This window comes from Staphylococcus sp. GDX7P312P (assembly GCF_008385775.1).
Lineage (GTDB): Bacteria > Bacillota > Bacilli > Staphylococcales > Staphylococcaceae > Staphylococcus > Staphylococcus haemolyticus.
The window spans coordinates 32064-45002 of record NZ_VUKI01000037.1; the positions used below are offsets into that span (position 1 = coordinate 32064).

At 34.5% G+C, this 12939-nt stretch carries 13 protein-coding genes; 2 read left to right on the plus strand and 11 right to left on the minus strand.

Going from position 1 to position 12939, the window contains the following annotated elements:
- Positions 1-7 precede the first annotated feature (7 nt).
- From purH to purE, 10 genes are read right to left on the minus strand one after another with little or no spacing between them, the layout of a single operon-like run.
- On the minus strand, positions 8-1486 hold the full coding sequence (gene purH, locus F1592_RS10370; protein WP_149809517.1) for a bifunctional phosphoribosylaminoimidazolecarboxamide formyltransferase/IMP cyclohydrolase: 1479 nt from the start codon (positions 1484-1486) through the stop codon (positions 8-10).
- A gap of 15 nt (positions 1487-1501) precedes the next feature.
- Positions 1502-2068 carry a phosphoribosylglycinamide formyltransferase gene (purN, locus tag F1592_RS10375; RefSeq protein WP_037535564.1) on the minus strand — a complete coding sequence of 189 codons (567 nt, stop codon included), beginning with the start codon at positions 2066-2068 and terminating at the stop codon, positions 1502-1504.
- The gene (gene purM / locus F1592_RS10380; RefSeq protein WP_149809516.1) at positions 2068-3099 is read right to left on the minus strand and encodes a phosphoribosylformylglycinamidine cyclo-ligase; all 1032 of its coding nucleotides are present in this window, start codon (positions 3097-3099) and stop codon (positions 2068-2070) included. Before purM ends, purN begins: the two co-directional genes overlap by 1 nt.
- A complete protein-coding gene (gene purF / locus F1592_RS10385) occupies positions 3092-4576 on the minus strand; it encodes an amidophosphoribosyltransferase (RefSeq protein ID WP_053017845.1) in 1485 nt (494 codons plus the stop codon). Before purF ends, purM begins: the two co-directional genes overlap by 8 nt.
- On the minus strand, positions 4555-6744 hold the full coding sequence (gene purL / locus F1592_RS10390; RefSeq protein WP_053017829.1) for a phosphoribosylformylglycinamidine synthase subunit PurL: 2190 nt from the start codon (positions 6742-6744) through the stop codon (positions 4555-4557). The genes purF and purL overlap by 22 nt, the downstream gene beginning before the upstream one ends.
- Positions 6737-7408: a phosphoribosylformylglycinamidine synthase I gene (gene purQ / locus F1592_RS10395; protein ID WP_033079948.1), complete on the minus strand. Its 672-nt coding sequence runs from the start codon at positions 7406-7408 to the stop codon at positions 6737-6739. Before purQ ends, purL begins: the two co-directional genes overlap by 8 nt.
- A 1-nt stretch (position 7409) precedes the next feature.
- Positions 7410-7670 (minus strand): phosphoribosylformylglycinamidine synthase subunit PurS, encoded by a 261-nt coding sequence (gene purS / locus F1592_RS10400; protein WP_033079949.1) that lies wholly within the window; start codon positions 7668-7670, stop codon positions 7410-7412.
- Positions 7670-8374 (minus strand): phosphoribosylaminoimidazolesuccinocarboxamide synthase, encoded by a 705-nt coding sequence (purC, locus tag F1592_RS10405; RefSeq protein ID WP_053017826.1) that lies wholly within the window; start codon positions 8372-8374, stop codon positions 7670-7672. The genes purS and purC overlap by 1 nt, the downstream gene beginning before the upstream one ends.
- A gap of 3 nt (positions 8375-8377) precedes the next feature.
- Complete coding sequence (gene purK, locus F1592_RS10410) at positions 8378-9502, minus strand: 5-(carboxyamino)imidazole ribonucleotide synthase (protein ID WP_053017825.1); 1125 nt, start codon at positions 9500-9502, stop codon at positions 8378-8380.
- Positions 9489-9971 carry a 5-(carboxyamino)imidazole ribonucleotide mutase gene (gene purE / locus F1592_RS10415; protein WP_037535548.1) on the minus strand — a complete coding sequence of 161 codons (483 nt, stop codon included), beginning with the start codon at positions 9969-9971 and terminating at the stop codon, positions 9489-9491. Before purE ends, purK begins: the two co-directional genes overlap by 14 nt.
- Positions 9972-10182: 211 nt before the next feature.
- Here purE and folD point away from each other — a divergent pair, with 211 nt between their 5' ends.
- The gene (gene folD / locus F1592_RS10420; protein ID WP_016931330.1) at positions 10183-11040 is read left to right on the plus strand and encodes a bifunctional methylenetetrahydrofolate dehydrogenase/methenyltetrahydrofolate cyclohydrolase FolD; all 858 of its coding nucleotides are present in this window, start codon (positions 10183-10185) and stop codon (positions 11038-11040) included.
- 151 nt (positions 11041-11191) lie between these two features.
- Here the strand turns inward: folD and F1592_RS10425 are convergent, their stop codons facing one another.
- The gene (locus F1592_RS10425; protein WP_037535544.1) at positions 11192-12337 is read right to left on the minus strand and encodes a globin domain-containing protein; all 1146 of its coding nucleotides are present in this window, start codon (positions 12335-12337) and stop codon (positions 11192-11194) included.
- A 263-nt stretch (positions 12338-12600) separates the two neighbouring features.
- On the opposite strand from F1592_RS10425, the gene F1592_RS10430 reads away from it, so the two are divergent.
- Positions 12601-12918: a DUF5011 domain-containing protein gene (locus F1592_RS10430; protein WP_011276172.1), complete on the plus strand. Its 318-nt coding sequence runs from the start codon at positions 12601-12603 to the stop codon at positions 12916-12918.
- Positions 12919-12939 lie beyond the last annotated feature (21 nt).

A 12939-nucleotide genomic window follows, 5' to 3' on the forward strand; every position in this document is an offset into this window, starting at 1 on the left:
TGATTAATTAATGCTTAAAGTGACGCATGCCTGTAGTCACCATGGCAATACCATATTTATTCGCCATATCTATTGAGTCTTGATCTTTAATTGATCCACCCGGTTGTATGATAGCTTTGATACCATGTTTTGCAGCTAATTCAACCGTATCATCCATTGGGAAAAAGCCGTCTGATACTAAAGCAACATTGTCATTCATTTCTATAGCACGCTCTAAAGCTATTTTGGCTGAACCAACACGGTTCATTTGACCTGCACCAATGCCTACAGTTTGTTTAGTATTGCTCATTATAACAGCATTACTTTTAACAGATGGAATAACTTTCCAACCTAGTAGCATTGCATCCCATTGATCATCAGTTGGCGCTTTTTCAGTTACTACTTTCATGTCTTCTTTAGCTACCTCAAAATTATCTTTATCTTGAACTAAATACCCACCTGAAACTGAAACAAATTCTTCTTCACGATTATCAATAGTCATATCTATTTCTAATAGACGTATGTTTTTCTTTTTAGTTAAAATGTCTAAAGCTTCATCAGTAAATCTTGGAGCAATCACTACTTCTAAAAATATAGCATGTAATGTTTCAGCTAAATCAGCAGTTACTGTTCTATTTAATGCGATAATGCCACCAAAGATAGATTGATTATCTGCATCATAAGCATGCTTAAATGCAGTTTCAATATTGTCGCCAATACCAACACCACAAGGGTTCATATGTTTAACTGCAACGGCAGCAGGCTCTTTAAATTTCTTAACAAGTGAAAGTGCAGAATCAGCATCTTTAATATTGTTAAAACTTAAAGCTTTACCATGTAATTGTTTAGCACCTGCAATTGTGTGTTTGCTATTTGAAGTACGTACAAAACGCGCTGATTGTTGAGGATTTTCACCGTATCTTAATTGTTCACTATCACCTTTGAAGAAACTTACAATGGCATGATCATATTCGTTCGTATGTGCAAAAACTTTAATCATTAATTCTTTACGGAAATCCTCATCGAGTCGGTCTTCCTTTATGCGCTCAATGACTTCATTATAATCAGCTGGATGTACAATTGTAGTCACATGTTTAAAGTTTTTAGCTGCAGCACGTAACATTGTAGGTCCGCCAATATCGATGTTTTCAATTGCTTCTGCTTCTGTTACACCCGGTTTTGCGACTGTTTTTTGGAATGGATATAAGTTAACTACTACCATATCGATTAAATCAATATGTTGTTCTGATAACTGTTCTAAATGTTCAGGTTTATCACGATCTGCTAAAATGCCACCATGTACTGCCGGGTGTAATGTTTTAACACGTCCGTCCATAATTTCAGGAAATTGTGTTAATTCTGAAACAGATTTCACCGGTACAGAAGCATCTTCTAAAGCACCTTTAGTTCCTCCAGTTGAATATAATTCATAATCTAATTTGATTAAAGATTTAGCAAACTCCACTATTCCACTTTTGTTTGAGACACTTAAAATTGCTTTTTTCATGATTAGATTAACTCCTTATTTAATAACTTTAGCTATAACACTTGGATAAAGTTCATACTCCAAACGCTTTACACGTTCTTCCAAATTCTCTTTAGTATCGTCCTGTTTTATATCACATTGTCGTTGTTCAATAATTTCTCCCGTATCCATACCACTATCAACATAATGTACAGTTGAACCAGTTATCTTATCGCCACTATTAAACGCTTGTCCAATAGCATCTTTCCCCTTATATTTCGGTAATAGTGATGGATGTATGTTTAAAATTTTACCTTCGTAAGCGTCTAATAAATCAGGTCCAATTAATCGCATATAGCCAGCAAGTATTATCCACTCAACTTCTTCACGCTTTAACAATTCTATTAAATGTTGTTCGTAATCTGCTTTAGTAGTGAAATTCTTAGGCTCATTTATATTAACTGCTACTTTTAATTGTTTGGCTCGTTCAACACAATATGCATCGTGATGATCAGTATATAAAGAAGTAATTTCTATATTGTTGAGCTCCCCTTTATCTGCTTTTAGCACAATATTCTCAAAATTACTACCTGATCCAGATGCAAATATAGCTACTTTAGTCACTATTCTACCCCCTCAAGTAAAATGGGTGACTCTGCATTGGCAATAATTTCACCTATTTCGTAAGAAGATATACCTTGTTGTTGTAAGATATCAAGTGTTTGCGCAACGTCTTTTTTATCTACTATGGCTGTGAAACCAATACCCATATTAAAGACATTGTACATTTCATTCGTTCCAATATTAGCTTGTTGTTGTAACCAATCAAATACTTTTGGTGTAGGAAAAGCTTTTGTATCAATTTTTGCTGCTAATCCATCAGGTAATCCACGTGGAATGTTTTCATAGAAACCACCACCAGTGATATGATTCATTCCTTTAATTTGAATAGCTTTTTTCAAAGCAAGAATTGGTTTAACATATAATTGCGTTGGAGCTAAAAATGTTTCTAAGTACGTACGACCATCAAAATCGTCATTTAAATCTATACCAGATTCTCTAATTAATTTACGTACTAAGCTATAACCATTTGAATGTATGCCGTTAGAGGCTAAACCAATGATGGCTTGACCTTCTTGTATTGCTGATCCATCAATATAGTCGTCTTTCTCGACTGCTCCAACAGCAAAACCGGCAAGGTCATATTCTCCTTCATGATACATTTCACCCATTTCAGCTGTTTCTCCACCAATAAGTGCAGTGTTAGTCTCTTCGCATCCATCACTTACACCTTTAACAATCTGTTCGATTACTTCCGGAACAACTTTATTCGTTGCAATATAATCTAAGAAATATAATGGCTCAGCACCAGTAGTCAAAATGTCATTTACACACATCGCTACTGCATCAATTCCGATTGTGTCGTGTTTATCATTATCAATTGCCAATTTCAATTTAGTACCAACACCATCTGTACCAGAAACTAGTACAGGCGCCTTCATATTTAATTGAGATAAATCAAAGGTAGCACCAAATCCACCTAAACCACCTAGTACCTCTTTACGCATTGTTCGTTTAACATGACTAGACATTCTCTCAACCGCTTCATAACCTGCATGAATATCAACACCTGATTGTTCATAAGCTTTAGACATGAATATTACCCTCTCTATCAAAGTAGTGTTTATGATTATTAATATAATCCTGTTGACGTTGACTTAAGTTCTTATAATATTTATCTTCGTAATCAAATAGTCCTGCTGGATAATCACCTGTAAAGCTCTCTACACATAAACCACTATACGGTGCGTCATAATCTAATCCAATCGATTCAATTAGACCGTCTACGCTTAAATAAGATAATGAGTCTGCACCAATATAATCACAAATTTCTTTAGGTGACTTACTTGCAGAAATGAGTTCAGCAGTCGTTGAAACATCTATTCCGTAAAAGCTTGGGAACATAAATTCTGGAGAAGCGATTCTTACATGAACCTCTTTAGCTCCGGAGTCCTTTAACATTCTGACAATACGTTTACTCGTTGTTCCACGCACAATTGAATCATCAACTAAAACAATTCGTTTACCTTCTACGATATCCTTGACCGCCGACAATTTAACGCGGACACCTTGTTCTCTTAACTCTTGAGTCGGTTGGATAAATGTGCGAGCTACATATTGGTTCTTCACCAACCCCATTTCATAAGGTAGGTGGCTTTCTTCAGCATACCCACTTGCAGCTGATAATGATGAGTTGGGTACACCAATAACCATATCTGCATTTGCAGGGCTTTCTTGTGCTAATTTTTTTCCAGATGCTTTACGAACAGCATGAACATTTTTGCCAGCAATAGTAGAATCAGGACGAGCGAAATAAATATATTCCATAGCTGAAATTGCTGTATTTGTATGACTCGTATATGATTTCACTTCAATACCTTCATTATTAATAACAACATATTCTCCGGCATGGATATCTTGCACGTATTCAGCACCTAATACATCAATGGCACATGTTTCACTAGCTAAGATGTACGTGTCATCTTGCATTTTACCTACTACCAGTGGACGGATGGCATTAGGATCTACTGCTCCATATAATGCATCTTTAGTAAGTATTGCAAATGTGAATCCGCCTTTAATTTGTCGCAAGCTCTCTTTTAAAGCTTCTTCAAAAGTTGGTGCTTTACTTCTGCGTATTAAATGCATAATCACTTCAGTGTCAGATGAAGAATGGAAGATTGCACCATGTTTTTCCAAATATTGACGTAACGTCTGGGCATTAATTAAATTACCATTGTGGCAAATCGCAACGCTCATATCGTAAAAGTGATATAAAAATGGTTGTATATTTTCAATCCCTTTATTACCTGATGTGGCATAGCGAACATGGCCAATGGCGTTGTGTCCATCTTTGAGTTGATCCATTTGATCACCTTTAATTGCTTCTGTTAACAATCCAAGACCACGTTCACCTTTTAAAACTTCTCCATCTGATACAACAATACCTGCACCTTCTTGACCACGATGTTGTAAACTGTGAAGTCCCATATAGGTTAATTGAGCGGCTTCTGAATGATTCCAAATGCCGAACACACCACATTCTTCGTTTAATCCACTGTAGTTAAACATTGTGCAATTGCTCCTTCCCAACTTTCTTTAATCTCTGAGACTTTTTCAACAATCGAACTTTGAGCATTAGTAACTTTAAATTCATCAACATCTGTTAATTGACCAATTTCTACTGCTCCCTCAATATTTAACGTCTGTCCTTCTTTAACAGCAATAATATATCGACCTTGCGTTTCACTAAACAATTGTGCATCTGAAAGGTCAATTGAAGCTTCTAATCCTAAACCATAATGAGCACTGATACGCGCTAAAGTGATCAATAAACCACCTTTACCAACTGTTTGTACGTGAGAAGCTACGCCACTTCTAATCGCATTCTTGACTGCTTCTCCTTTATTAACTTCATCGCTTAAATCAATCGCTTCAAATTCATGATTGACTTTACCGTATAATAATTTTTCAACTTGACTACCACCAAAGTCATCTCTTGTTTCACCAACTAAATATAATTTATGACCAGCTTCAGGATGGAAATCTTTCAAATAATCAATATCCTCTATTAAACCTACCATTCCTACGACAGGCGTTGGGAAAATGGATGTGCCACGTGTTTCGTTATAGAGTGATACGTTACCTGAAACTACCGGTGTTTTTAATACTTCACACGCTTCTGACATACCTTTCGTAGAATCAATTAACTGCTGATAGATTTCTTTCTTTTCAGGAGAGCCATAATTTAAGCAATCCGTCATAGCAAGCGGTGTTGCACCTACTGCTATTAAATTACGATAGGCTTCAGCTACGACCATTTTTCCACCTTCATAAGGCTGATTAAACACATAACGCGCTTCGCCATCAATTGTAGAGGCTACAGCTTTATTCGTACCTTCAACACGAACAACTGAAGATTGTAAACCTGGTTTAATGATAGTATTGGCACCAACTTGTTGATCATATTGTTCATATAAATAATGTTTTGAGGCAATCGTTGGATGTATTAGAAGTTTCTTGAATGTTTCTTCGACATTTATAGAGCTATAGTCATTTTTAGATGTGTTATAGTCTTTCTCTTCACCTTCTAAAACATAGACCGGCGCTTCATCTGCAAGTGATTGAACCGGTATATCCGCGAATACTTCATCTTCATATTTAAGTACGAAGCGGTCAGTATTTGTTACTTCACCAATTACTGCACTATCAAGTTCATGTTTTTCAAATAAATCTAAGAATTTTTGTTCAGTACCTTTTTCAACTACTAATAACATTCTTTCTTGTGTTTCGGAAAGCATCATTTCATAAGGTGAAATACCTGGTTCTCGTGTAGGCACTTGATCTAAATGTAATTCTAGACCACTGCCACCTTTAGCTGCCATTTCTGATGATGAAGACGTTAAACCAGCGGCACCCATATCTTGAATACCAACTAATTCGTCGAAAGTAATCGCTTCTAATGTGGCTTCCATTAATTTTTTACCTACAAAAGGGTCACCAATTTGAACAGATGGTCGTTTACTTTCACTTTCTTCAGTTAACTCTTCAGATGCAAAAGTTGCACCATGAATACCATCACGTCCTGTTTTTAAACCTACATAAATGACTGAGTTACCTTCACCTTTAGCAGTCCCTTTTTGAATCATGTCATGATCAATAACACCTACACACATGGCATTAACCAATGGATTTCCATCGTAACGATCATCAAATTCAATTTCTCCAGCCGTTGTAGGTATACCGATACAATTTCCATAACCGCCAATACCACGTACTACACCTTTAAGTAAACGTTGGTTCTGTTTAACTGACAATTCACCGAAACGTAGACTGTTTAACAGATTGATTGGTCTAGCTCCAATTGATACGATATCTCTAATGATGCCACCTACACCAGTTGCAGCACCTTGATAAGGTTCGATAGCTGACGGATGGTTATGTGATTCAACTTTAAATACTACTGCTTGATTATCACCAATATCCACAACACCTGCGCCTTCCCCTGGTCCCATTAAGACATGCTCACCAGTAGTTGGAAATTGTTTTAAGAATGGTTTAGAGTGCTTATAAGAACAGTGCTCACTCCACATAACCGAGAAGATGCCTACCTCTGTAAAATTAGGTTCTCTTCCTAATATTTCACAAACTTTGTTATATTCTGCGTCACTTAAGCCCATATCTTGATATAATTTTTCAAGCTTAATTTCTTCGATACTAGGTTCGATAAACTTAGACATTTTGTTCCCTCCAACTATTAACCATTGCTTCAAATAATTTCACGCCACTATCAGTTCCAAGAATTTTTTCAAGCGCACGTTCAGGGTGTGGCATCATTCCGCAAACATTACCTGCTTTATTTACAATACCTGCAATATTTTCATGAGAGCCGTTTGGATTATCTTCATATGTTAAGATAATTTGATTATTTTCAACTAATTCGTTATATATGTCATCTGTGCAATAATAATGACCTTCGCCATGCGCTACTGGATAAACTACAATTTCATTTTCACCATACAAATTTGTAAAAGGAGTTTGATTATTGGCAATTTTTAGATTTTCATTTCTGCTAATAAATAAATGAGAATCATTATGGAGTAATGCACCAGGTAATAAACCAATCTCAGTGAGAATTTGGAATCCGTTACATACACCTAGAACAGGTTTGCCATCATTTGCCAAGCGCTTTACTTCATTAATTATTGGTGCTACACTCGCCATTGCACCTGAACGTAAATAGTCTCCAAATGAAAAACCGCCAGGAATTAATACGCCATCGTAACCTTCCAATGATGTCTCACGATAATCAACATAATCTGCTTGCGCACCTGACTTGATCGCTGCGTTATACATGTCTCTATCACAATTAGATCCTGGGAATACGAGAACAGCAAATTTCATCTTATGCATTCTCCTTTTCGTCAACGATTTTATAACTATATTCTTCAATTACAGTATTTGCGAATAACTTTTCGCTTAATGTCGTCACAATGTTATCGACCGCTTCATCAGTTGCTTCGTCAACCGTCATGTATAAAACTTTACCTACACGAATATCATTAACTTGTTTATAACCTAAGTCGTGAACAGCTCGATTTAGTGCTTGTCCTTGAGTATCTAACACCTGTGGTTGTAATGTAATGTGAAGTTCAATCGTTTTCATTATTTTAGTTCCTCCAATTTATTTAAAAATGTTGTATATGTGTCAATAAGTGAACCTGTATCATTGCGATAGACGTCTTTATCAAAGTTAGAATCAGAATGTTTATCCCAAATACGACATGTATCTGGAGAAATTTCATCAGCTAATAAAATTTTACCGTCAGAGGTTTTACCAAATTCAACTTTAAAATCAACTAATCTTAAATCCATCTCATCCATCAATTGAACTAATACTTTATTAATATCTTTAGCCATAGTTTTTAATGTTTCAATTTCACTATCGCTCGCTATTTTTAAAAGTTTAACGTGATCATCCGTAATTAACGGGTCATTTAAGTCGTCATTTTTATAGAAAAATTCAACTAACGGTGCTTCGAATTCATAACCTTTGTTAAAACCTAAGCGTTTTGTTATAGAACCTGTTGCTATGTTACGTACTACAACTTCTAGTGGAATGATTTTAACTTCTTCAACTATTTGTTCCGTTTCAGAAAGCTGCTTAATAAAATGACTCGCAATTCCATGCTGAGATAAATATTCAAATATTATAGAGGTAATTTGATTATTTAATCGTCCTTTACCTTCCATTTTGTCTTTTTTTGCACCATTACCAGCCGTAACTTCATCTTTATACTCAACTCGCAATTGACCTTCATTGTCTGTTGAGAAAATTCTTTTAGCTTTTCCTTCATACAATAGCACCATTAACTATTCTCTCCCTTCAAACTGTTTGAGCATATCTTTCTCAGTTTCATCTACATTATCCGTTAAAATTGTCATATGCCCCATTTTACGATTAGGTTTACGTTCAGGTTTCCCATAAATATGAACATGCCATTCTGGATGATTAGCGAACTTATCTTCTAATAAATCTAAATCGCGCCCCAACAAATTCATCATTACTGCAGGTTTTAAAATCTCAATTTCTTTCGGAAGATTTTGTCCAGTAACTGCTAGAATATGTGTATCAAATTGTGAATAATCACAGGCTTCAATTGAATAATGTCCGGAATTGTGTGGTCGTGGTGCAATTTCATTTACATATAAATGATTTAATTTATCGATGAAGAATTCGACTGTAAACGTACCTACAAAATGTACCTCATTAATAATTTTATTTACTTCATCTCTAGCTTCCTGTTCCTTATCACTTCTCGCAGGCACAATGGTTTTAAATAATATTTGATTTCGATGTTCATTTTCTTGAAGAGGGAAATACGTAATTTGTTTTTGGTTACCAATCGTAACAGTTAAAGAAACTTCGAGTGCAATATCAAGAAATTGTTCTGCTACACACTCTTGTTGTGAAATGAGATCTTTAGCTTCTTGAATTGATTCTTCATTTTTAACTAAGACTTGTCCTTTACCATCGTATCCACCAAAACGCGTTTTAACTATAAATGGATATCCTAATTGATTAATCACAACATTTAGGTCTTTTTCCTCTTTAATAGGTAAAAAAGGAACAATTTTAGATCCGGCTTGTTGTAATGTTTGTTTTTCAGTTAAACGATCTTGTAATAATTGAATAGCTTGATAACCTTGAGGAATATTGAATTTTTGAGTTAGACGAATAAGTTGTTCAGCTGAAATATTTTCAAACTCATAAGTGATTACATCAGATTTCTCACCGAGTTCATGTAAAGCTTCTTCATCATCATAAGCAGCAGTTATAAATTCGTGAGCTACTGACTTACACGGACTATCAGGGTTAGGATCTAAACAAATGACTTTAAAGCCCATTTTTTGAGCAGATTGAGCCATCATTTTACCTAATTGACCGCCTCCGATAATACCAATCGTGTCACCGAATTTTAATTTATTGAAGATCATTTTGCATTTCACCAACTTTATCTACTAGACTTTGCTCATATTCATCTAAATGTTTACGAACTGATTCATTACTTATACTTAAAATTCTCGCAGCTAATACCCCAGCATTTTTGGCACCTGCATTACCTATTGCAGTTGTAGCCACCGGTATACCTCCTGGCATTTGAACAATCGATAATAAAGAATCCAATCCTTTTAAACTTTTTGACTCAATCGGTACACCTATAACAGGTATTGTTGTCATTGATGCAACCATTCCTGGTAGATGCGCAGCACCGCCTGCACCAGCAATAATGACATCGTATCCATGTGTTCTAGCTTGACTTGCAAATTCATACATTAATTTAGGCGTACGATGTGCCGAAACGACTTTCTTATCGTACGGTATTTCGAATTTATCTAACATCGCACAACTTTCTTGCATAACCTTCCAATCTGAAGAACTACCCATAATAACCGCTACTTTCACGTTGTACACCCTTTCAAAAGTTTGAAATTTAGTTACGATTAGTTGTATATTACAGATATAGCATAACAATCATGAGATGCTTTTTCAATCAAAAATCGAACTTTAACTTAATTTTTACTTTTAATTTACGTCTTTTGGCTATCAATTGACGTAACTGAAGATTTAAAGTTAAGGTATAAGTATGATTTAAACAAACAAGGAGGAATTTTTTGTGGTTGCAAAAATTTTAGATGGGAAACAAATTTCTAAGGACTACAGACAAGGTTTACAAGATCAAGTTGAAGCTTTAAAAGAAAAAGGTTACACACCAAAATTATCCGTAATCTTAGTAGGTAATGATGGTGCTAGTCAAAGCTATGTAAACTCTAAAAAGAAAGCTGCTGAAAAAATCGGTATGATTTCTGAAATTGTTCATTTAGATGAGGATACTTCTGAAGAAGATGTATTAAAAGAATTAGACCGTTTAAACAATGATGATTCAGTAAGTGGAATATTAGTTCAAGTACCTCTTCCTAAACAAGTAAGTGAACAAAAAATCTTAGAAGCGATTAATCCTGAAAAAGACGTTGATGGCTTCCACCCTTCAAATATCGGTAAGTTATATATTGATGAGCAAACTTTTGTTCCATGTACGCCACTAGGCATTATGGAAATCCTTAAACATGCTGATATTGATTTAGAAGGTAAAAATGCAGTTGTTATTGGTCGTAGCCATATTGTTGGTCAACCAGTATCAAAATTATTATTACAAGCTAATGCTACAGTAACTATTCTACATTCACGTACTAAAGACATGCATAGCCATTTGAAAGATGCTGATGTTATTGTCAGCGCAGTTGGGCAACCAGGTTTAGTAACTAAAGATGATGTGAAAGAAGGCGCTGTTATTGTTGACGTTGGTAACACTCCAGATGAGAATGGTAAATTAAAAGGTGACGTTGAATTTGAAGAAGTTAAAGAAGTTGCCGGTGCAATTACGCCAGTTCCAGGTGGTGTTGGCCCATTAACAATAACTATGGTGCTTAATAATACATTATTAGCTGAAAAAATGCGTCGTGGCATTGAATAATATAATTATTCTTACTTATGAGTAATTCGTTTAAACTTCAATTAAACAATTCGAAATAAAAGCACAGGGATGATGTTTATTAAATATCATCCCTGTGCTTTATTCATTTATAATTTATACAAAATCTTATTAATAAATATCTAATTCAATATTAAACTGCAACACTTAATTTTGGTACAAATGTTTCATAATGAATATGACTTTGATCAACATCTAATGCTTTTAATACTTCAATAACTGATTGTATGAATTTAGCACCACCACAAACATAAATCTCTGTATTTTCACTTATATATTTTTCTAAGTATTCTTTAGTTAAATAGCCATTTTTTTCGCGATCATAAAGTTCATATTTTGCTTTGTCTGATTTTTGACTAATATTTTCTAAATATGAAGTGAATGGTGTATCGTTGACATCTCCAGTTACTTGAATAAATTGAGCATTGCTATCTTTAACAACCACTTCATTAAACATTGAAACTAATGGTGTAACACCGATACCCGCACCAATAAATAATTGAGAGTTTTCAGGATTTGCAACCGCAAATGGACCTACAGGTGCTGATAAATTAATTTTGTCTCCTTCTTTTAATTCATCATGCAATATAGTTGAAACTTCACCTTCATGGTCAGTTGTCACATCACGTTTAACAGCAAATGTTAAACGCTCTTTTTCTCCAGATACAATTGAATAATGTCGTTTTGCACGATATGGCATTTTTTCACTACTTACATCCACAGTGATATATTCACCAGGTGTAAATTGACTTAAATCATAGTCAGTAGATTTAACTGTGAAAGCTTTGATATCTGAAGATAATTGTTCGATTTTTTCGATTTCAAAAGGTTGGAAACCTTCCCAAAGCATACTAGCATAGATATCTTTTTCAACTTGAATAAACACATCTGCGATTTCTTGATAAGCTTTCTTCCAAGTTTGGATGATTGGATGATCATCTTCTAGTCCTACTACTGCCTTAATTGCTTCTATTAAATTTTCTCCAACAATGTCATAACCTGCTGGTGGAACTTCTAATGCACAATGTTTATAAGCGATTTCTTTAACTACAGGCATGATGTTGCCTAAATTATCAATATTAACTGCTGCTGCTAAAACACTTTGCGCTAATGCAGTTGATTGAAATCCTTTTTGTTGGTTCGTTTGGTTAAACATATTCTTTAATTCTGGATGTTGATTGAACATTCTATTGTAAAAATATGATGTTATTTCAGTGCCTTTCTCTTGTAATACAGGTACCGTTTCTTTGATAATGCCTTTTTCTTTTTCATTTAACATGAAAGTCACTCCCATTTAGTTAAATATTTCAAACCTTTTCCAAATTCATTCTATTCCAATTTGCAAAATTTTTAAATCAATTGTAATTAAATTCACAAATTGTTCATTTTACATAATCTTAATATATATTTTTCTTCTTATTATTTAAATTCTTAAAATAATACGATATATTAGGACTATAGTATGATGTTTATTTTCAGAATATATTGTATAGTTTAATTAAATTACTCAATGACTTTATTTTTTTAACGGAGGTTAACTTAATGAATAAACTAATCCAGTCACTTTCAGCGCTAGGCGTCTCCGCAACTCTAGTTACCCCCAACTTAAGTGCAGAAGCAACAACTAATCACTCCCCTGAGCTTAGAGGTGTGAATGATATCGTAATCGAAAAAGGCCAAAATTATAATCTACTAAATGGAATTAGTGCTTATGATAAAGAAGATGGTGATTTAACACATAAGATCACTGTAGATGGTCATGTTGATACTTCTAAAGTAGGCAAATATAAAGTGAAATATAATGTCATTGATTCAGATGGTGCAGAAGAAACTTCAACTCGATACATAGAAGTTAAATAATATGACAAATTTTTGAGATGA

What these genes read in the sequence shown, in the direction of transcription:
- purS (WP_033079949.1), bottom strand. Translation starts at nt 7,670, where the DNA reads ATGAAAACGATTGAACTTCACATTACATTACAACCACAGGTGTTAGAT.
- purK (WP_053017825.1), bottom strand. Translation starts at nt 9,502, where the DNA reads ATGATCTTCAATAAATTAAAATTCGGTGACACGATTGGTATTATCGGA.
- purM (WP_149809516.1), bottom strand. Translation starts at nt 3,099, where the DNA reads ATGTCTAAAGCTTATGAACAATCAGGTGTTGATATTCATGCAGGTTAT.
- purC (WP_053017826.1), bottom strand. Translation starts at nt 8,374, where the DNA reads ATGGTGCTATTGTATGAAGGAAAAGCTAAAAGAATTTTCTCAACAGAC.
- purL (WP_053017829.1), bottom strand. Translation starts at nt 6,744, where the DNA reads ATGTCTAAGTTTATCGAACCTAGTATCGAAGAAATTAAGCTTGAAAAA.
- purF (WP_053017845.1), bottom strand. Translation starts at nt 4,576, where the DNA reads ATGTTTAACTACAGTGGATTAAACGAAGAATGTGGTGTGTTCGGCATT.
- purQ (WP_033079948.1), bottom strand. Translation starts at nt 7,408, where the DNA reads ATGAAATTTGCTGTTCTCGTATTCCCAGGATCTAATTGTGATAGAGAC.
- purH (WP_149809517.1), bottom strand. Translation starts at nt 1,486, where the DNA reads ATGAAAAAAGCAATTTTAAGTGTCTCAAACAAAAGTGGAATAGTGGAG.
- F1592_RS10430 (WP_011276172.1), top strand. Translation starts at nt 12,601, where the DNA reads ATGAATAAACTAATCCAGTCACTTTCAGCGCTAGGCGTCTCCGCAACT.
- F1592_RS10425 (WP_037535544.1), bottom strand. Translation starts at nt 12,337, where the DNA reads ATGTTAAATGAAAAAGAAAAAGGCATTATCAAAGAAACGGTACCTGTA.